General features: G+C 63.1%; 19 protein-coding genes and 1 pseudogene. 5 read left to right on the top strand and 15 right to left on the bottom strand.

Annotated elements, in window-relative coordinates; translation table 11 throughout:
- Positions 1 to 47 precede the first annotated feature (47 nt).
- The 13 genes from ureG to urtA all read right to left on the bottom strand — a co-directional run bounded on the left by ureG (position 48) and on the right by urtA (position 13,395).
- Positions 48 to 689 carry an urease accessory protein UreG gene (ureG, locus tag LPA36_RS02875; RefSeq protein WP_228874633.1) on the bottom strand — a complete coding sequence of 214 codons (642 nt, stop codon included), beginning with the start codon at positions 687 to 689 and terminating at the stop codon, positions 48 to 50.
- An 11-nt stretch (positions 690 to 700) separates the two neighbouring features.
- On the bottom strand, positions 701 to 1,381 hold the full coding sequence (locus LPA36_RS02880) for an urease accessory protein UreF (protein ID WP_228874877.1): 681 nt from the start codon (positions 1,379 to 1,381) through the stop codon (positions 701 to 703).
- On the bottom strand, positions 1,368 to 1,997 hold the full coding sequence (gene ureE, locus LPA36_RS02885; RefSeq protein WP_228874634.1) for an urease accessory protein UreE: 630 nt from the start codon (positions 1,995 to 1,997) through the stop codon (positions 1,368 to 1,370). Before ureE ends, LPA36_RS02880 begins: the two co-directional genes overlap by 14 nt.
- A 7-nt stretch (positions 1,998 to 2,004) precedes the next feature.
- On the bottom strand, positions 2,005 to 3,711 hold the full coding sequence (ureC, locus tag LPA36_RS02890) for an urease subunit alpha (RefSeq protein ID WP_228874635.1): 1,707 nt from the start codon (positions 3,709 to 3,711) through the stop codon (positions 2,005 to 2,007).
- 62 nt (positions 3,712 to 3,773) lie between these two features.
- Complete coding sequence (locus LPA36_RS02895; protein ID WP_228874636.1) at positions 3,774 to 4,079, bottom strand: urease subunit beta; 306 nt, start codon at positions 4,077 to 4,079, stop codon at positions 3,774 to 3,776.
- 10 nt (positions 4,080 to 4,089) lie between these two features.
- On the bottom strand, positions 4,090 to 4,392 hold the full coding sequence (gene ureA / locus LPA36_RS02900; protein WP_074266173.1) for an urease subunit gamma: 303 nt from the start codon (positions 4,390 to 4,392) through the stop codon (positions 4,090 to 4,092).
- Positions 4,393 to 4,552: 160 nt separating this feature from the next.
- Positions 4,553 to 5,356 (bottom strand): transporter substrate-binding domain-containing protein, encoded by an 804-nt coding sequence (locus tag LPA36_RS02905; protein ID WP_228874637.1) that lies wholly within the window; start codon positions 5,354 to 5,356, stop codon positions 4,553 to 4,555.
- A gap of 367 nt (positions 5,357 to 5,723) precedes the next feature.
- Complete coding sequence (locus LPA36_RS02910) at positions 5,724 to 6,605, bottom strand: urease accessory protein UreD (protein ID WP_228874638.1); 882 nt, start codon at positions 6,603 to 6,605, stop codon at positions 5,724 to 5,726.
- A gap of 184 nt (positions 6,606 to 6,789) precedes the next feature.
- A complete protein-coding gene (urtE, locus tag LPA36_RS02915; protein WP_228874639.1) occupies positions 6,790 to 7,482 on the bottom strand; it encodes an urea ABC transporter ATP-binding subunit UrtE in 693 nt (230 codons plus the stop codon).
- An 840-nt stretch (positions 7,483 to 8,322) separates the two neighbouring features.
- On the bottom strand, positions 8,323 to 9,189 hold the full coding sequence (gene urtD / locus LPA36_RS02920) for an urea ABC transporter ATP-binding protein UrtD (protein WP_228874640.1): 867 nt from the start codon (positions 9,187 to 9,189) through the stop codon (positions 8,323 to 8,325).
- Positions 9,189 to 10,370, bottom strand: a complete 1,182-nt coding sequence (urtC, locus tag LPA36_RS02925) for an urea ABC transporter permease subunit UrtC (RefSeq protein ID WP_228874641.1) — start codon at positions 10,368 to 10,370, stop codon at positions 9,189 to 9,191. The genes urtD and urtC overlap by 1 nt, the downstream gene beginning before the upstream one ends.
- Position 10,371: 1 nt before the next feature.
- Positions 10,372 to 11,991, bottom strand: coding sequence for an urea ABC transporter permease subunit UrtB (urtB, locus tag LPA36_RS02930; protein ID WP_228874642.1), 1,620 nt, complete (start codon positions 11,989 to 11,991; stop codon positions 10,372 to 10,374).
- Positions 11,992 to 12,099: 108 nt separating this feature from the next.
- Positions 12,100 to 13,395: an urea ABC transporter substrate-binding protein gene (gene urtA / locus LPA36_RS02935; RefSeq protein ID WP_228874643.1), complete on the bottom strand. Its 1,296-nt coding sequence runs from the start codon at positions 13,393 to 13,395 to the stop codon at positions 12,100 to 12,102.
- 360 nt (positions 13,396 to 13,755) lie between these two features.
- Between urtA and LPA36_RS02940 the strand changes: the two are divergent.
- A pseudogene (locus tag LPA36_RS02940) lies at positions 13,756 to 14,038 on the top strand (aspartate aminotransferase family protein); the annotation flags it as partial.
- An 82-nt stretch (positions 14,039 to 14,120) separates the two neighbouring features.
- Here the strand turns inward: LPA36_RS02940 and LPA36_RS02945 are convergent.
- Together LPA36_RS02945 and LPA36_RS02950 are read right to left on the bottom strand one after the other, a co-directional pair.
- Positions 14,121 to 14,444 (bottom strand): rhodanese-like domain-containing protein, encoded by a 324-nt coding sequence (locus LPA36_RS02945; RefSeq protein WP_228874644.1) that lies wholly within the window; start codon positions 14,442 to 14,444, stop codon positions 14,121 to 14,123.
- A gap of 45 nt (positions 14,445 to 14,489) precedes the next feature.
- Complete coding sequence (locus LPA36_RS02950) at positions 14,490 to 15,143, bottom strand: protein-L-isoaspartate O-methyltransferase family protein (protein ID WP_228874645.1); 654 nt, start codon at positions 15,141 to 15,143, stop codon at positions 14,490 to 14,492.
- 199 nt (positions 15,144 to 15,342) lie between these two features.
- Between LPA36_RS02950 and LPA36_RS02955 the strand changes: the two genes are divergently transcribed.
- The 4 genes from LPA36_RS02955 to LPA36_RS02970 all read left to right on the top strand — a co-directional run bounded on the left by LPA36_RS02955 (position 15,343) and on the right by LPA36_RS02970 (position 19,969).
- A complete protein-coding gene (locus LPA36_RS02955; RefSeq protein ID WP_267478594.1) occupies positions 15,343 to 16,386 on the top strand; it encodes a LacI family DNA-binding transcriptional regulator in 1,044 nt (347 codons plus the stop codon).
- A gap of 31 nt (positions 16,387 to 16,417) precedes the next feature.
- Entirely contained in the window at positions 16,418 to 17,905 is a 1,488-nt protein-coding gene (locus LPA36_RS02960) for a sugar ABC transporter ATP-binding protein (protein ID WP_228874646.1), read from the top strand.
- Positions 17,886 to 18,899, top strand: coding sequence for an ABC transporter permease (locus tag LPA36_RS02965; RefSeq protein WP_228874647.1), 1,014 nt, complete (start codon positions 17,886 to 17,888; stop codon positions 18,897 to 18,899). The genes LPA36_RS02960 and LPA36_RS02965 overlap by 20 nt, the downstream gene beginning before the upstream one ends.
- Positions 18,900 to 19,006: 107 nt before the next feature.
- Positions 19,007 to 19,969: a substrate-binding domain-containing protein gene (locus LPA36_RS02970; RefSeq protein WP_228874648.1), complete on the top strand. Its 963-nt coding sequence runs from the start codon at positions 19,007 to 19,009 to the stop codon at positions 19,967 to 19,969.
- The last annotated feature ends 64 nt before the right edge of the window (positions 19,970 to 20,033 follow it).

The raw sequence follows: 20,033 nt of genomic DNA on the forward strand, positions 1-20,033 counted from the left end.
CTAACATTTTCGAGACAGCCGCCTTTTCTTACGGTCCTTACGGCTGGCTACACCGTCAGCAGCCCCTTCTTCTCGATAAAAGCGACGATGTCGGCCAGACCATCGAGCGCCTTGAGGTTGCACATCACGAACGGCCGTTCGCCGCGCATCTTCTTCGCATCGGAGGCCATCACGTCGAGATTCGCGCCGACCATCGGTGCGAGGTCGGTCTTGTTGATCACGAGCAGGTCGGACTTCGTGATGCCCGGGCCGCCCTTGCGCGGAATCTTCTCGCCTCCGGCTACGTCGATCACGTAGATCGTCAGGTCCGAGAGTTCCGGGCTGAAGGTGGCGGCCAGGTTGTCGCCGCCGGATTCGATGAAGACGATGTCGGCGTCGGGAAAGCGCGTGAGCATACGGTCGACGGCTTCGAGGTTGATCGACGCGTCTTCGCGGATCGCCGTGTGCGGGCAGCCGCCGGTTTCGACGCCCATGATGCGCTCGGCCGGCAGCGCGCCCGCGACGGTCAACAGCCGCTGGTCTTCCTTCGTGTAAATGTCGTTCGTGATGGCGACGAGGTCGTAGCGCTCGCGCATCGCCTTGCAGAGCATTTCGAGCAGCGTGGTCTTGCCGGAGCCAACCGGGCCACCGACGCCCACGCGCAGCGGAGGCAGTTTCTTCGTACGTTGGAGAGGATGAGGTGCGTTCATGATCGGTGAGCTTATGAGCGGAAAAGCCGCGAATACTGCGACTCGTGACGCGCCGACAGAATGCCGAGTTGCGGCGCGAAGGTGTTGATGTTGTCGGGCGACGTGGCGAGCGCCTGTGCCACGGCTTCGTCGATGAGATCGCGCAGGGCCACGATGATGCGTTGCCCCGCGAGCTGGCCGAGTGGCACCGCCTTCAACGCGGCAGCGGCCTGGTTCTCGACCCAGCTGAACGCGTAGGCGGCGAGGGCGGCGTCGGTGGCGGCGTCGTGCGCCCACGCGGCGTACGCGAATGCCGTGGGTTGCGCGACGGGCGTCATCGCGGCGAGCGTCGTGCGGCGCGCGGCGTCCCCCCATTCGAGCGATGCACACAGCTGACGCAGCGACCAGCCCATCTGTTCCGTTTCGCGACGCAATTCCGCCGATTCGCGGCTCGCGAGAAATGCTTCGTTCGCAACGGCCAGCGCGGCGGCGTCGTGCGTGCGCCAGCGCTCGATCTGATGCGCGAGAAACGGCAACTCGCCGCGCGCGAGCACGGTCGTGAGGCCGCTTGCAATCCAGTCGCGCGCGCTGTTTGCGTCGGTGACGCGTTGCGCTTCGATCGCGGCTTCGAGCCCCTGCGAATAGCTGAATGCGCCGATCGGCAGCGCCGGTGACGCGAGATGCAGCAGCGCAGTGAGTTCAGCGATGCGCATGGTGATGATGCGCGTGACCGCAGTTGCTGTGGTCGTGGCCGTCGTCGTGTGCGTGATCGTGGTCGTGGTCGTGCGAATGACCATGCGCGTGATCATGCCCGTGATGTTCGTCGAACACCTGCTGGGCGATTGCATAGTCTTCGGCGAACGTCTCGTCGTGACCATGCTTGTGGCCGCCGCCGTACGCACCGGTTTCCGGCTGGAACGGCATCGAAACCTGCTCGACTGTCGCGCCGAGGCGCTTCAGCATATCGGCGAGCACAGGATCGAATTCGAGCTTCAGAAAATCGTCACCGATTTCGACCGGCGTGTGACGGTTGCCGAGGTGATACGCGGCGCGCGTGAGCGTGACGCGGTCCGGCGCGCGTACGTAGAGCACTGCTTCGGCGGCCGCGACGACGCGCACCAGCGCGCCGTCCTGCGCGACGACCACGTCGCCGTCGCGCAGGACCGTACCGCGCGGCATCAGCAGCGCGACCTCTTCGCCGTTGTCGAGCGTTGCCGCGAGGCGGCTTTTACAGCGTGCATCGAACGCGAGTGTCAAGGTCGGTGCGCGTCTGACGAGCACGGCGGCGAGCTTGATGTGCGGTTCGATGCGTTTGTCGATCGTGCGCATGGGAGCTTTAAAACAGGAAGTAACGTTGTGCCATCGGCAGCACGGTAGCCGGTTCGCAGGTCAGCAACTGGCCGTCCGCGATGACTTCATAGGTTTCCGGATCGACCGTGATCGCCGGCCTCCACGCATTGTGGACCATGTCGGCCTTCGTGATGTTGCGGCAGTTTTTGACGGCGACCACGCGTTTGCTCAAACCATAACGTTCAGCGACGCCGGCATCCGCCGCCATCTGCGACACGAACGTGAGCGACGTGCGCCCCAATGCGCCGCCGCGCGTCGCGAACATTTCGCGGTAATGCACCGGCTGCGGCGTCGGAATCGACGCGTTCGGGTCGCCCATCTGCGCCATCGCGATCATGCCGCCCTTCAGGATCAGCGAAGGCTTGATGCCGAAAAACGCCGGTTCCCAGAACACCAGATCGGCCCACTTGCCTGGTTCGATCGAACCCACTTCATGTGCGATGCCGTGCGTGATCGCCGGGTTGATCGTGTACTTCGCGACGTAGCGTTTTGCGCGGAAGTTGTCGTTGCGCGCGGTGTCGCCAGCGAGCGCGCCGCGTTGCACCTTCATCTTGTGCGCGGTCTGCCACGTGCGGATGATCACTTCGCCAACACGGCCCATCGCCTGTGAGTCCGACGACAGCATCGACAGCGCGCCGAGGTCGTGCAGGATATCTTCGGCCGCGATTGTCTCGCGACGGATGCGCGATTCGGCGAACGCGATGTCTTCCGCGATCGACGGGTCCAGGTGATGGCACACCATCAGCATGTCGAGATGTTCTTCGAGCGTATTGACGGTGTACGGGCGTGTCGGATTCGTCGACGACGGCAGCACGTTCGCCTCGCCGCAGACCTTGATGATGTCCGGTGCGTGACCGCCGCCCGCGCCTTCGGTGTGATACGTGTGGATCGTGCGGCCCTTGAACGCCGCGACGGTCGCCTCGACAAAGCCCGCTTCGTTCAGCGTATCCGTGTGGATCGCGACCTGTGTGTCGGTGTCGTCGGCGACAGAAAGGCAGTTGTCGATCGCGGCAGGCGTCGTGCCCCAGTCTTCGTGCAGCTTCAGGCCGATTGCACCGGCTGCGATCTGCTCGAGCGCGGGCGCCGGCTGGCTCACGTTGCCCTTGCCGAGAAATCCGAGGTTCATCGGATAGCCGTCGGCGGCCTGCAACATGCGTTCGAGATGCCAGGGCCCAGGCGTACATGTCGTGGCGTTGGTGCCCGTTGCCGGACCCGTGCCGCCGCCGAGCATCGTCGTGACGCCGCTCGCGAGTGCTTCCTCGATCTGCTGCGGGCTGATGAAGTGAATGTGCGTGTCGATGCCGCCCGCCGTCACGATCAGGCTTTCGCCCGCGATTACTTCGGTGGATGCGCCAATCGCAATCGTCACGCCCGGCTGGATGTCTGGATTGCCTGCCTTGCCGATGGCCGCGATGCGACCGTCCTTGATGCCGATATCGGCTTTCACGATGCCCCAGTGATCGAGGATCACGGCGTTCGTGACGACCGTATCGACGACGTCGGCGTGCACGCGTTGCGACTGACCCATGCCGTCGCGAATCACCTTGCCGCCGCCGAATTTCACTTCTTCGCCGTAGGTCGTGAAATCGCGTTCGACTTCGATCAGCAGTTCGGTATCGGCGAGGCGGATGCGGTCGCCGGTCGTGGGGCCGAACATCTCTGCGTATGCGCGGCGGCCAATGCGTAGTGTCATTGTGTGAGTCCGGAAATGGGCGGTGCGATGGGCATTAGTTTCGATAGCGCGGAATGTGGCGCTTAAAGCTTGCCCATCACCTTGCCGTTGAAACCGTAGACGACGCGCTCGCCCGCCAGTTCGACCAGTTCCACGGTGCGTTCCTGGCCGGGCTCGAAGCGCACGGCAGTGCCCGCTGCGATGTTCAGGCGAAAGCCGCGCGCCGCTTCGCGATCGAACGCGAGCGCCGCGTTGACCTCATAGAAATGGTAGTGCGAGCCGATCTGCACCGGACGGTCGCCGGTATTCGACACCGTGACGGAGATCGTCGCGCGGCCCGCGTTCAGTTCGTGTTCACCGTCGTCGATGAACAATTCGCCGGGGATCATGCGGGCTCCTTCACGGAATCGGATGGTGGACGGTCACGAGTTTCGTGCCGTCGGGGAACGTTGCTTCGACCTGGATATCGGGAATCATCTCCGGCACGCCTTCCATGACGTCGTCGCGCGTGAGGAGCGTCGTGCCGTAGTGCATCACTTCGGCGACGGTCTTGCCGTCTCGCGCCGCTTCCATCAGCGCCGCCGAAATGAACGCGATGGCTTCCGGATAGTTCAGTTTCAGGCCGCGTGCGCGACGCCGTTCGGCGAGAAGCGCTGCGGTGAAGATCAGGAGCTTGTCCTTTTCGCGAGGTGTCAGCTTCATCGGATAGTTAGAGAGCGAGCCTGCGCCATGACGCAGGCTCTGTTGGTCGGTCAGCGTTGTCTTACGCTGTGTCGTGCTGCGCATGCAGCGCTGGCGACACATCGCATGCCGCACAGTAACGCCCAATCGCGCAACTTAACAAGCCGAACTAACGCGCGGCTTACAGATCGGCAGGTAGTGCGGCGCCAAACCACTTTTTCGACATTGTGTTAAGTGTGCCGTCCTGTTTAGCGGTGGCAATGGCGGCATCAACCTTTTGTTGCAGACGCGTTTCGCCCTTGTTCAGTCCGACGAAGCACGGCGAATTCTTGATGACGAACTTCGGCTCCGGACGGCGCGGCGGATTCTTCGCGAGGATCGAAGCCGCGACGATGTTGCCCGCGGCGATCAGCTGCACCTGGCCCGAGAGGAACGCAGCGATCGTCGCGTTGTTGTCTTCGAAGCGTTTGATCGTCGCGTTCGGCGCCATCTGCGAGAGGGCGACTTCTTCGAGCGCGCCGCGTGTCGCGCCCACCGTCTTGCCCGTGAGATCGGCTGGACCGCTGACCTTGATGTCGGCCGGGCCGAACACGCCCTGGTAGTACGGCGCGTAGGCCGTCGAGAAATCGATGACCTTCTCGCGATCCGGCGTCTTGCCGAGCGACGAGATCACGAGATCGACCTTGTTCGTCTGCAGATAGGGAATGCGGTTCGCGCTGTTCACAGGCACCAGTTCGAGCTTCACGTTCATCGATTTCGCGAGCAGCGCGGCGGTGTCGATGTCATAGCCTTGCGGCTTCATGTCGGGACCGACCGAACCGAACGGCGGATAGTCTTCCGGCACGGCGACCTTGAGCGTGCCGGACTTCGTGATGGTGTCGAGCGCATCGGCGTGAGCGGCGCCGGCGAAGCAGGCGAGGGCAGGCGAAACCAGCAGCGCAGCAAGCCATGCGCGGCGCGAACGGCGGACGATCGGTTGGGTCATGTTGTTTTTCATGGGCGTGTAGTCCGGCGAACCGGTTCATTGCCGTCGAAGATGCGGCAAGTCGAGGCGCTAACCGGAGCAAGCCGTGTGCCATGACGGTGCAGCAAGGGCGGGCGGTAAGGTCGGTGTAGGGTGGCACCAGAACTGGGCGCGTTTGTGGGGTGTGATGCGCCGGTTTGGTGCGTCTTGCGCAAGCGGTCGCGTGCCGCGGTGGAGCGGCGCCGTGCATCGTTGCTAACGGATGCAATGCGCGCGGAGCGAGGTGCGGGTGGCTGGGTCGCTAACGTGCGATCGGGCGCGCCTTGTTGCACTGAACCTGCAAGCGATCGGCTGCGTCGCCGCGAGGGCGGCGCGCCATTCCGTTTGTTCAGGTTGTCCAGATTCGCAGCGGTACAGCTTCGACGCCGTGGACGATGGGTCGCAGGTGCAGCCAGCACTGGGTCAATGCATGCTGCAGCGTTTCCATCGATCGCGACACCGCGCGCACCAGCAGCACGTTTTCGCTGACGCACGAGGCGGCGGCGCGCAGGGTGTCGTCGAACGGGAGTTGCGCGGTGAGCGTTTCGGCGAGTACATCGTTGCATGCGGGGCCGACGGCCCACAGCGTGCCGTAAGCGGGGAAGCCGTCGAGGCCTTGCGCGGAATCGCGCAGCGGATCGGTGGCGGTGAGCTGCGCGCGCTCCAGCCATAGTAGTTTTCCGTCGCTGCCGGTGATACGCGACACTGCGCGCAGCGTGCCGGCCGACCATCGTTCGCCGGCGGCCTGCCGGCCGAGCTGCGTCGCGTCCCAGCCGAGGGCAGTGGCGCCCTGTGCGAGCGTCAGCGAGAAGTCCAGGTTTGCGTGTGCGTGGTCGAACACGATGTTGTTTTGCGGGAGCCAGTCGAGCCGTGCGTTTTCGCCGACGCGGATCGCGATACGTTGCTGCGCCGTGCGTCCATTCGACTTGTACCACTTGGTGGCACCGGGCGTCGTGAGGACAGCGTGCGTGCCGGCATCGAGTGATACGTCGATATCGAGCCGGTCGCCGCCGGCGACGCCGCCGGGCGGATGCACAATGACGGCGTGACAGACCGCTGGATCTTCCGGATAGAGAGGACGTTGCACGCGCAACGGACCGTCGTGAAGGCGATGCGAGAGCGTGGTGCGTTCGCTGTGTCGCGTGAAGCCGAGTTCGAGCCGCGCGCGCCATTCGCGATGAGCGACGGGTTGCGCGCTGGCGAGGGCAGCGTGATTTTCGTGAAGCGACATCGGGCGGGGGTTCGAAGTGGATGGCGACGTGACCGCGTGGGGCGGCGGCTTGTCGACGGATTGTACTGCCGCCCGGGCGCAACGACGTGACGTTGACGACGTGCCATTCACCGCGTTACCGGCATGCAGGCGCGCGGAAATGCGGGCAGCGGTATCGATCGCAGGTTGGCGCCGGTTGCGTGTGTCAGACAGCGATGAGTGTGCGGACGCCGTCTGCGTCCATATTGGCGCCTTCGCCGCCGGCGATGATCTCGCCGCGACTCATGACCCAGTAGCTGTCCGCGATGGCTTTGGCGAAGTCGTAATACTGCTCGACGAGGAGCACGGTGAGGCCCATTTCTTCGACGAGCTGGCGCAGGGTGCGGCCGATATCCTGGATGATGGAGGGCTGGATACCTTCGGTGGGTTCATCGAGGATGAGGAGTTGCGGGTCGCTCATGAGGGCGCGCCCGATGGCAAGCTGTTGCTGCTGACCGCCGGAGAGGTCGCCGCCGCGGCGCGCGCGCATGTCTTTGAGGACCGGGAAGAGTTCATAGATTTTGTCGGGGATCTTTGACGGGGCTTTTTTGCTGGCGGCGCCGACGAGGAGGTTTTCTTCGACGGTGAGGCGCGGGAAGATGTCGCGGCCTTGCGGCACATAGGCGAGGCCTTGCGCGACGCGCGCGTAGGTCGGAAGTTTTGTGAGGGGCGTGTCGCGCCAGGCGATGGAGCCGCTTTTTGCCTGGACCGTGCCCATGAGGCATCTGAGCAGCGTCGTTTTGCCGACGCCATTGCGGCCTAACAGCACAGTGAGTTTGCCGTCCGGCACGGTGAGTTTTACATCCCGGAGGATGTGGCTGCCGCCGTAGTACTGGTTGAGTCCTGTTACTTCTAGCATTTCGGGTTTGCCTCTAATGGGGTTCTTTTTGCCACAGCGGTTGAATTGCTTTGGCCTTTCCTTGTATTGGTGTCGGTCTATTAGCGTCGCCCCTGTGCGGGGCGGCACCTACTTTTCTTTGTCCCCCAAGGGGACTTCCTTCGGGGCGTCTTGCCAAAGAAAAGTAGGCAAAAGAAAGTCGCTTCGATAACTCATTTCTTCAAGGCGCATCATCTCTGGGGAATGGCAACCCATGAAGTGTCGCCCCCACACATCATGGTGCATGGGTCCCCGCGCGATTTCGTTCCTCGCACAGCACCGCCCGTGACAAAGCACTCATCCACCCGTCTCCGCTTCGCGTCGCCGACCGGCGTAGCAGCCAACACCCGCCACCCGCTATCCGCTATCCGCTATCCGCTATCCATTGCCCACTGCCCACTGCCCACCTCCTCCCGGTTTGCCCCAACCGCGACGCACGCAGTGCGAAGCGGCGTGGATGACTGCCTTGTCACGAACGCGGAATGCGCGCGGGGAGCGATCGCGCGGGGACCTATAGCGTGCGAGGTGCGGGGGTGACACTTCATGGGTTGCCATTCCCCGCGAGTGACACACCGGGAGGAGACAAGTTTTCGAAGCGCCTTTCTTTTGCCTACTTTTCTTTGGAAGACAAAGAAAAGTAGGTGCCGCCCCGCACAGGGGCAACACAAATAGACCGACGCGACAACAAGGAAAGGCCAAAGCAGAGACCCAGCCTCGGCACGAAAACCCCAAAATGCGCGCCCCACAAAAGGGGCAACATAAATAGACCGACACGACAACAAGGAAAGACCAAACAAATCCAGAAAAAAACAAAAAGGCCCCTTACCGCCCAAGGTAAGACTCAATAACAGCGTCCTCCCGCTTGACCTCATCAAGCGACCCATGAGCAAGAACACGTCCTTCAGCCATAACAGTAACCCGCCCGGTATCACCAGAAAGCGCCGCAACAAACTCCATATCATGCTCAACAACCATCATGGAACACGTCCCACGCAACTTGTTAAGCAAAACAGCCAGCTCCATCGTCTCGTCATCGGTCATCCCCGCCGCAGGCTCATCGAGCAATAAAAGAGCCGGCTGCTGCATCAGCAACATCCCGATCTCGAGCCGCTGCTTCTGCCCATGTGACAACTCCCCGGCCAGCCTGCGCGCCTCACTCTCCAGCCGGATAAGCGCCAGCGTTTCCTCAATCCTTGCCTGCGCCGCGCCATCCAGCCGCGCCCGTAACGTCGCCCACCAGCCCTTGTCGGCCTTCATCGCCAGTTCGAGGTTCTCCCACACGGGATGCTGCTCGAACACCGTCGGCTTCTGGAATTTGCGCCCAATCCCGGCGCGCGCAATCGACGGCTCATTCATCCGCGTCAGGTCGATCGTCTGCCCGAGAAACACCTTGCCGGAATCGGGCGCGGTCTTGCCGGTGATGACGTCCATCATCGTCGTCTTGCCCGCGCCGTTCGGCCCGATAATGCAGCGCAGTTCGCCCACATCGATCGACAGCGACAACGCATTCAACGCGCGAAAGCCGTCGAAGCTCACCGTGACGTCTTCCAGATAGAGAATCGCGCCGTGAGATACGTCGATCTCCCCAGGCGTGACGACCCTCCCCGTCGAAGCAACGCCGCTCAACGTGCGACCACCATCGAACTCGTCAGGCACAGCAAGATCGGGCACCATCGGGTTTTCGTTCATCACGGCTTCCTCCGCCGTGTGGCGAGTTCAATCAGTCCCATGATTCCATTCGGCAAAAAGAGCGGCACGAGCACGAATATCGCGCCCAGAAAGAACAGCCAGTATTCGGCGAAGTTCGCTGTGAAAAAACTCTTCGCACCATTCACCGCAAACGCGCCAATGATCGGTCCAATCAACGTGCCGCGTCCGCCCACCGCCACCCAGATCGCCATCTCGATCGAATTGCCCGGCGACATCTCGCCCGGGTTGATGATGCCGACCTGCGGCACATACAACGCACCCGCAATCCCGCAGAGCACGGCCGAAATGGTCCACACGAAAAGCTTGTACGCAAGCGGGCTGTAACCCAGGAACATCAGTCGCGTTTCGCCATCGCGCACCGCGGTAACGACGCGGCCAAGCTTCGACGTCACGATCGCCCGCGCACCAATGAACGACAGCACGAGCACCGCAAACGTGATCAGCAAGAGGGCAGTGCGCGTACCCGGATGCGTAATCGGAAAGCCTGCAATGCGCTTGAAATCGGTGAAGCCGTTGTTGCCGCCAAAACCGGTTTCATTGCGGTAGAACAGCAGCATCGCCGCAAACGTCATCGCCTGCGTGATGATCGACAGATACACGCCCTTGACCCGCGAGCGGAACGTGAAGAAGCCAAACACCCACGCAATCACCGCCGGCACGAGCACGACCAGCAGCAGCGCGTACCAGAAGTGCTGCGTGCCTTCCCAGTACCAGGGCAACGCGTGCCAGTCGAGAAACACCATGAAGTCAGGCAGGTCGCTGCCGTATTTACCCTCGTGGCCAATCGCGCGCATCAGATACATACCGATCGCGTAACCCCCCAGCGCAAAGAAGAGCGCGTGCCCGAGACTCAGAATGCCGCAGTAGCCCCAGACAAGATCGAGCGCAAGCGCTGCGATCGCATAGCACATGAACTTGCCGGCCAGCGTCATCGCATACGCGGACAGATGGAACGCGCTTGATTCCGGCAGCACGAGCGCCGTGAACGGCACGCCCAGCCCGATGACGATGATGAGCGCGATCAGCGCCTGCCACGCACGGCGCGACAGCAGCGCAGGGCGCGGCGGCAGGCCGAGCGCGAAGCCGGACAGCGCGGCGCGTGCGTCGGGCGAGTCCGAACCCGCCGGCGAAACCGGAGCGGAAGAAGTCACCGATGTCATCTCATGCCTCCGCGCTGCGGCCCTTCAAGGCAAACATGCCCTGAGGACGCTTCTGGATGAACAGCACGATCAGCACGAGCACGGCGATCTTCGCGAGCACGGCACCCCAGAACGGCTCGATCGCCTTGCTGACCAGACCCAGCCCGAAGCCGCCAATGACAGTGCCGGCAAGTTGCCCGACGCCGCCCAGCACAACCGCCATGAACGAATCGATGATGTAGCTCTGCCCGAGATCAGGACCGACGTTGCCGATCTGCGAAAGCGCGCACCCGCCGAGCCCCGCGATGCCGGCGCCGAACGCGAACGCATACGAATCGACGCGCGCGGTCTTCACGCCGACGCACGCCGCCATGCGACGGTTCTGCGTGACGGCGCGCACGAAGAGGCCGAGACGCGTTTTCGTCAACACGGCCCACGCAATGCCGACGACGATCATCGAGAACGCCAGGATCGCCAGCCGGTTATACGGCAGGATCAGACTCGGCAAAACCGTGACGCCGCCGCTCATCCACGAAGGATTCACGACCTGCACGTTCTGCGCGCCGAAGAGCATGCGCGTCGCCTGAATCAGGATCAGGCTGATACCGAACGTCGTGAGCAGCGTTTCGAGCGGACGTCCATACAGATGCTTCAGCACGAGACGCTCCAGCACGATGCCGACGAGCGCCGCCGCAGCGAACGAAGCGGGAATCGCAAACAGCGGATACCAGTCGAATGCGCGCGGTGCGTAATGCTGCACGAGGTTCTGCACGACATACGTTGCGTAGGCACCGATCATCAGGAATTCGCCGTGCGCCATGTTGATCACGCCAATCAGGCCGTACGTGATCGCAAGCCCCAGCGCCGCGAGCAACAGCACGCTGCCAAGCGAAAGGCCGGCGAACAGCGTGCCCGCAATCTGGCTGCGTCGCTGGATCGAATCGAGTTCGTCGATGCCGACCTGCGCGGCCGCGCGCACGCGCTCGTCGCTTTCGACGAATGTGCCATCGGGCTTCTTCGCGACAAGCGGCCGCAGCAGTTCGTTCATGTCGAGGTCGTGCCGCGCGGCGACGAGCTGCACGGCTTCGAGTCGCTTCGCCGCGTCGCTGTCGTGCAGCGCGGTCATCGCCCAGAGCGTATCGAGACGCTTCTTGAGCGTAGGGTCGGTCTCCTTCGCGCGCGCCCGGTCGATCATCGGCTTCATCGCGGCATCGGGGTTCTTCAGCAATGCATCGATCGCGGCGCTGCGCGCGGCCGGATCGGTGGCGTCGAGCGCGAGGCCCGACACGGCGCCCGAAACCTTCGAGCGCAGGATATTGTTCAGCGTGACCGGCTGCGCGCCATCAGCGGCGACGGTCTTGCCCGTCACGGCATCGCGAGCGGTGTCGTTGTCCTGGATCAGCAACTCGCCGGAATCGGTCGCGAGCGCGTTGTCTTCGGAAAGCGCCTTCAGGAGCGCGAGCGATGGTGCGTCGTGGCTGGCAATCAGCCTGTCGATGGCGGCGGATTTGGCATCGAAGTCGTCGCCGGCAAGCGGCGCGACATCCGCCGCGCTCAGCGCGTGGGCGGAGAGCGGCATCAGCGCGATGAGCGCGAGGCCGACGCATGCGCGCCCTGCGGACCTGAAAGTATGAAACGCCATGGTGACCTTTGAAGATGAAACGGCAGGGCGGCGCGACATCGAACGAGAAACGATGCCGCGCCGTCGTTACAGCGCTACAGCAGTGCTACCCCGAAACCCGTCTGGCGCTTAGGCCACGCGCGAGCGGCGCAGGAACGCCGGGATCGACGTGACGACGTCCGGCTTGCCGGCGTTGCCCGCGATGTACGGGCTCCACGGCTGCGCACGTACGGCGGTCTTCGTCTTCCACACGACGTTGAACTGGCCGTCCGCGCGCACTTCACCGATCATCACCGGCTTGTGCAGATGGTGGTTGCCGTCCATTTCGAGCGTGAAGCCCGACGGCGCCGCCACCTTCTGGCCGATCATCGCGACGCGCACCTTGTCGACATCCGTGCTCTTCGCCTTCTCGACAGCCTGCTTCCACATATGGATACCGACGAACGTCGCTTCCATCGGGTCGTTGGTCACGCGCTTCGTGCCACCCGGCAGGTTCTGCGACTTGACCCACTCGGCCCACTGTTCCTTGAACTTCGTGTTGGCCGGGCTCTTCACCGACATGAAGTAGTTCCACGCAGCCAGATTGCCGACGAGCGGCTTCGTGTCGATACCGCGCAGTTCTTCCTCACCCACCGAGAACGCCACGACCGGCACGTCCGTCGCCTTGAGACCCTGGTTCCCCAGTTCCTTGTAGAACGGCACGTTCGAGTCGCCGTTGACGGTCGAGATCACCGCCGTCTTGCCGCCCTGCGAGAACGTCTTGATGTTCGCGACGATGGTCTGATAGTCGCTGTGGCCGAACGGCGTGTAGACCTCCTGGATGTCGGTTTCCTGCACGCCTTTCGACTTCAGGAACGCACGCAGGATCTTGTTCGTCGTACGCGGGTACACGTAGTCGGTGCCGAGCAGGAAAAAGCGCTTCGCACCGCCGCCTTCCGCGCTCATCAGGTATTCGGTGGCCGGGATGGCCTGCTGGTTCGGCGCTGCGCCCGTATAGAACACGTTGCGCGACATTTCTTCGCCTTCGTACTGCACCGGATAGAAGAGCAGCCCGTTCAGTTCCTCGAACACCGGCAGCACCGATTTGCGCGATACCGACGTCCAGCAGCCGAACACCACGGCACACTTGTCCTGCGTGATCAGCTGGCGCGCCTTTTCAGCAAAGAGCGGCCAGTTCGACGCCGGGTCGACGATGACCGGCTCCAGCTGGCGGCCCATCACGCCGCCGTTCTTGTTGATGTCCGCGATGGTCATCAGCGCGGTGTCTTTCAGTGAGGTCTCCGAGATTGCCATCGTGCCCGACAGCGAGTGCAGGATGCCGACCTTGATCGGACCGCTGCTCTGGGCGTTTGCGAAAGGACTTTGGCCCGCGAGCGCGAGCGCGCCCGACATCGAACCGAGTTTCAGCAGACTGCGACGTTTCATTTGTGCTTCCCCTTGCCAACTGGATGGTGACTGATATGGGCGTCGGTATTGCTCTGACGGTTTTTAAGTGCCTGGTGCCCGACTTCTACTGCAAGGCATATGCCAAGCGGTAAATCCTTCATTACCGGGCTGCAAGCCCGGCGCAATGCGGTCAGGCATTTCGTGGCGTTATGCGGCTTGGGAGCGAAAGTGGTGCACGACCAGACGCCGCGCATCGCGACGGTGCGTGCCGCGCTGCAACCGCGCGCATTGCCCTGGGTGCGGGCGGCGGCGGTGCATCGGCGCTGCGCCGTTGTGCATGCAGCCGCGGATGCCCGCATTGCAAGAGCTGCGGGGAGAACCGTTGGAAGAAGGATTGGAAGGGCGACGCAGATGGCGCCCGTCTTCGATAAGGCGATCCACAAGTTACTGGGTGAGCGCCATGTGATCGACGTGCGCACTCCCGGGCTTGTCGGCGGCGTGGAGTTGAAGCCGCGCGACGGTGCGCCTGGCGCACGACGTATTTGCGCGGTGTTTCCAGAAGGGCGTGCTGACGCGCTATACGGGCGACATGCTGGCGTTCTCGTCGCCGCTCACCATCCGCGAAGCGCAGATCGGCGAGATCTTCGGCACGGTAGCGGTAGTGTTGAGCGAGACTGACTAACAGCGTGGTTGCGGGTCTGCAACGAAAAACGGGCGTCTCCGTTAAGGAGACGCCCGTTTTGACATGCGGCGCGGGTGACGACTCAGTAAGTCGGCACCGATGGGTCGACCTGACGCGACCAGGCGTCGATGCCGCCTTGCAGGTTGAACACCTTCGTGTGGCCGCGCGATTCGAGGAACATCGCGACCTGTGCGCTGCGTGCGCCGTGGTGGCATACGCAGACAATCTCCGCGTCGTCTTCGAGTTCTTCGCTGCGAGCCGGGATTTCGCGCATCGGGATCGACATGCTGCCGGCGATCTTTGCGGTTTCGATTTCCCAGGGCTCGCGCACGTCGAGCAGGACGGGCGCGGCGCGCGAAGTGTCAGCGAGCCATTCGGCGAGCGCGGAAGCAGTCAGGTTTTGCATCAGAGGAATAATCCGTTACGTCGACAAGGGTACGGGCAGTAGTGCTCAGAACTTGAAACGCGGCGGCTGCACGGCGTTGATCAGCGGTTCCACATACGTTTCGAACACGTCGGCGACGCGGTACTGCTTTTCGTCGATGCGCGTGATGATCTGCGCCTTCATGACGGGCGCCGTGCCGACGAACGCAGCCAGGCGGCCGCCTACTTTCAGCTGGTCGAGGATCTCCTGCGGCAGAACCGGCAGGCCGCCCGACACGCAGATCACGTCGTAAGGCGCTGCACCTGCCCAGCCGCGCGATGCGTCGCCGGTGGCGACTTCGACGTTCAGCACGCCGTTGTTCGCGAGATTCGTGCGGGCGAGTTCGGCGAGTTCCGGCTCGATGTCGACGGTCAGCACGTGCTGCGCGCGGTGTGCGAGCAGGGCGGCCATGAAGCCCGCGCCCGCGCCGATTTCCAGCACGCTTTCGTGTTTCCGGACAGCCAGTTCCTGCAGCACGCGTGCCTCGACGCGCGGCGCCAGCATGTGCTGGCCGGCGGGCAGCGGCACTTCGAAGTCGACGAACGCCATGTTCGCGTAGGCCTTCGGGACGAAGTTTTCACGCTTGACGATCGAGAGCAGGTTCAGCACGTCCTGGTCCAGCACTTCCCAGGGACGAATCTGCTGTTCGATCATGTTGAAACGCGCTTGCTCGATATTCATGATTGTTTTCGACGGTTGAAATGCAGCCGGAAGGTGTGGGGAACTGCGGGATTGTACCAAACCGGGGGCGGGTTCCGTGCGGAGGCGGGCAGGGGATGGCGCCACCACCCTCCGTATAAATCCCTACACATTCGACCTTGAGATTCCGCATGGTCTCGACCAAAAATGTAATCGATTACATTTTCGGGGGCTAACACCCGTGTCGAGACCGCGTCAGCGCGACGTTGCATCGCTTCGATCGTCCGACGGCATGTCGATTGCCGGCGTGGCCGAGCAGGCTGGCGTGTCGGTCGCCACGGTTTCGCGCGTGCTTAACGGTCACTCGAACGTCAGGCCCGAAACGCGCGATCGCGTGCTCGCGGCCGTGCAGACGAGCGGCTATCGCGTCAACGAACTCGCCCGCAACCTGCGCACCGCCGAAAGCCACCTGCTACTCACGATGGTGCCCGACTTCGGCAATCCCTTTTACGCGGAAGTGGTGCGCGGCATCGATGCAGTCGCGCGTCAGCATGGCTACTTCATGTTGCTGTGCGATACCGGCGCCGATCCCGGCCGCGAACGCAGCTACTTCGACATGCTGCGCCGTCACCGCGCGGACGGCGCGATCTGCCTCGACCCTGACACGGTTCAGCACGCACTCGCTGAAGACTCCGGCACGCTGCCCTGGGTCGCGTGCTGCGAGTTCGATACGGATATGGGCGTACCGTGGGTCGGCATCGACAACTATCGTGCAGCCGGTGATGCAGTGCGGCATCTGCTGTCACGCGGGCGCCGCCGCATTGGGCTCATCAATTCGGATGACGGTTACCTGTATGCACGTCAGCGTCAGGAAGGCTATCTCGACGCGTTGCGCGACGCCGGCGTCACCCCGTTATCCGCATGGCGTCGCAACGTCTACAGCCTCGATTACGAAGCCGCCGCCACGGCCGCCGCCGAACTCGTGCAGCAATCCGGCGAGAACGCGCCGGACGCGATTTTCGCCGTATCGGACACGCTCGCGATCGGCGCGATCAACGGCTTGCGTAGCGTCGGCAAACGCACGCCGGCTGACGTCGCGGTCGTTGGCTTCGATGACATCTCCGTGGCCGCGCAGATCGATCCACCGCTCACGACGATCGCGCAGCCGATGCGCGAACTCGGCGAGACGGCCGCGCGGCTGCTGCTGAAACGTCTCGCGGACCCGGCGGCCAGCGTGCCGGGCGTTCTGTTACCGCACCGGCTCGTGGTGCGGCTAAGCGCGTGACGGGTGACCACATGAAGGAGCAAAGCGCGCGATGAGTCTCTCGATCCGCTTCGACGACATCCGCAAGGATTTCGGCCCGGTGCGCGTGCTGCACGGCGTGTCGTTCGACCTTGCGCCCGGGCGCATCTATGGTCTCCTCGGCGAGAACGGCGCCGGTAAATCGACGCTGATGAAAATCCTCGCGGGCTACGAAAGCGCGACCGAAGGCACGCTCTCCGTCGATGGCACGGCGCAGCATTTCACCAGTTCGCGCGATGCGGAAGCCGCGGGCATTGTGCTGATCCATCAGGAATTCAATCTCGCCGATCATCTGTCGATCGTCGAGAACATGTACCTTGGGCACGAGAAAAAGCGCGGCTGGCTGCTCGACGAAGGCGCGATGAGAAAAGAGGCTGCGCGCTATCTCGAGCAGGTCGGCCTGAAGAAATCGCCCGATACGCAGGTGCGCAACCTGATCGTCGCGGAAAAGCAGATGGTGGAGATCGCGAAGGCGCTGTCGCGTCGCGCGCGTTTTCTCATCATGGACGAACCAACCGCGACGCTCACGCCATCGGAGACCGAGCGGCTCTTCACGCTGATGCTGAAGCTGAAGGCCGATGGCGTGACGATCGTCTACATCTCGCACAAGCTCGACGAAGTCGAGCACATCACCGACGAGGTGATCGTGATGCGCGACGGCCGCTTCGTCGCGCGCGGCGAAACGTCGAGCCTCGCGCGGCAGCAGATGGCGAACCTGATGGTGGGGCGCGACGTCTCCGACATGTTCCCCGACAAGACGCCGCCCGCGCCCAACGCGCCGATTGCGATGCGTGTCGATGGGCTCGTCGTGCCGGGTTGGGTCGAGTCGCTTTCGTTCGAGGTGCGTGCGGGCGAGGTGCTGGGCTTTGCAGGTCTGGTCGGCGCGGGCCGCACCGAAGCGTTCGAGGCGATTCTGGGCCTGCGCAAGCGCACCGCAGGTCGCATCGAACTCGCGGGTCGCGCAGTCGACATTCACAATCCGCTCGACGCGATGCGCCACGGTCTCACCTATCTGAGCGAAGACCGCAAGAACAAGGCGCTGCACGTCAACCTGAACCTGCAGGACAACCTGACGCTGATGACGCTCGATCGCTACACGCATCCGCTCCTCGACGTGAAAGCAGAACGCGCGGCGCTAAAAGCGGGTATCGCCGAATTCGGTATTCGCACCGGCGACCCGTCGATCAAGGCGCGCATGCTGTCCGGCGGCAATCAGCAGAAGCTCGCGCTTGCGAAGTTCCTGCATCCGGATCCGAACGTCATCGTGCTCGACGAACCGACGCGCGGCGTCGACGTCGGCGCGAAACGCGACATCTACTTTCTGGTTCACCGGCTCGCCGCACAGGGGCGCGCCGTGATCGTGATCTCGTCCGAGCTGATCGAGTTGATCGGCCTGTGCCATCGCGTCGCCGTGATGCGCACGGGCCGGCTTCAAACCACGCTCACGCTCGACCAGCTAACCGAAGAGGAGTTGATTGCTCATGCAACCGGCACACACTGAACCAGGGCAACCGGGCCGTGCGATGCGCCTCGCGCACCGGCTGCATGGGCTTGGTCCGCTGCTTGGGCTGATCGTCCTGTGCGTGGGAGGCCAACTGCTCAACCACGACTTCGCGACCGTCGACAATCTCACCAACGTGCTGACGCGCACGTCGTTCATCGGGATCATCGCGGTCGGCATGACATTCGTGATCATTTCGGGCGGCATCGATCTGTCCGTCGGATCGATGGCCGCGCTGATCGCGGGCAGCATGATCTACACGATGAACGCGCTTTCCAGCGGACTCGGGGGACACACGTTCGCGCCGCTGTCGATCGTGATCATCGGCATCGCGCTCGCGTTCGTGCTGGGCGCGGCGTTCGGCATTGCTCACGGCCTCCTGATCACCAAAGGCCGCATCGAGCCGTTCATCGTGACGCTCGGCACGCTCGGCATCTTTCGCGCGGTGCTGACGTGGCTCGCGGACGGCGGCGCGCTCACGCTCAACAACGCGCTTTCCGATCTGTACGGTCCCGTGTATTACGCAAGCGTATTCGGTGTGCCCATTCCAATCTGGGTGTTCCTGATCGTCGCGGCGGGCGGCGCATTGATATTGAACCGCACCGCGTTCGGCCGGCATGTACAGGCGATCGGCTCGAACGAACAGGTTGCGCGCTATGCGGCGATTCGAGTGGATCGTGTGAAGATCATCACGTACATGCTGCTCGGCATCTGCGTAGGCGTGGCGACGGTGCTATACGTGCCGCGCCTCGGCTCCGCCACGCCAACCACAGGCCTTTTGTGGGAACTGGAGGCGATCGCTTCGGTTGTCGTTGGCGGTACCGCATTGAAGGGTGGCGAGGGTCGCGTAGTCGGCACGGTGATCGGCGCGGTGTTGCTATCTGTGATCGCGAACATCCTGAATCTCACGAGCATCATCAGCGTGTACCTGAACGCGGCGGTGCAGGGCGTCGTCATCATCATCGTCGCGTTCCTGCAGCGCGGGCGACGCTGATTTCATCGAAAGAAAGCAGAACAGCAACGTTTGATCCGCAGTACCCGGCGCATTGCCGGCACCTCAAAAACCGGGCGCGCGACGCGCCCTACGACAGGAGACACAACATGAAGCAGGTCATTCGGGCGATCAGTGCCGGCGTGCTGGCGTTGGGCATTCTCGGTACGGCGGGCGCGGCACGCGCAGATGAAAAGGTCATATTGGGCGTCGCAATTCCGACCGCCGATCACGGCTTCACGGGCGGCATCGTCTGGTGGGCAAACAAGGCGAAAGAGGACATGGAGAAGGCGCATCCGGATCTGAAGGTGATCCTGAAGTCGTCGGCGAGCGCGCCGGAGCAGGCGAACCAGTTGCAGGATCTGGTGACCGTCAACAAGATCAATGCGCTCGTGATCTTCCCGCATGAATCCGCTTCGCTCACGCAGCCAGTCGCGCAGGTGAAGAAGAAGGGCGTCTATGTGACGGTCGTCGATCGCGGCCTGACCGACACCAGCGCGCAGGATGCGTACGTCGCGGGCGACAACACGGCGTTCGGCCGGCTCGCGGGCGAATACTTCTGCAAATCGCTGAACGGCAAGGGCGACATCGTCGCGCTGCGCGGCATTCCGACCACGCTCGATAACGAACGCTATAACGCGTTCACGAAGGCGTTGTCGGCATGTCCGGGCGTGAAGGTGCTCGACGCGAAGTACGCGAACTGGAATCGCGACGACGCGTTCAAGGTGATGCAGGATTACCTCACGCGCTTCAAGCACATCGACGCCGTGTGGTCGGCCGACGACGACATGTCCGTCGGCGTGCTGAAGGCCATCGATCAGGCGAAGCGCACCGACATCAAGGAAGTGCTGGGCGGCGCCGGTTCGAAGGAAATGATCAAGCGCGTGATGGATGGCGACAAGATCATCAACGCAGACGTCACGTACTCGCCGAAGTTCATCTACGACGCGATCAAGCTCACTGCCGAAGCGCGCCTGAAGGGCGAAAAGCTGCCGGCGACGACGATCGTGCCTTCGGTGCTCGTCACGAAAGCGAACGCGAAAGACTACTACTTCCCTGAATCGCCGTTCTGACGGGTTGCATCTTGCCGCGTCACTGCGACGGCGCTTTGGGCGCATCGCAGTGACGCGGCGCACT

This window comes from Paraburkholderia saeva (genome assembly GCF_907164555.1).
In the GTDB taxonomy this organism is placed as follows: Bacteria; Pseudomonadota; Gammaproteobacteria; order Burkholderiales; family Burkholderiaceae; genus Paraburkholderia; species Paraburkholderia saeva.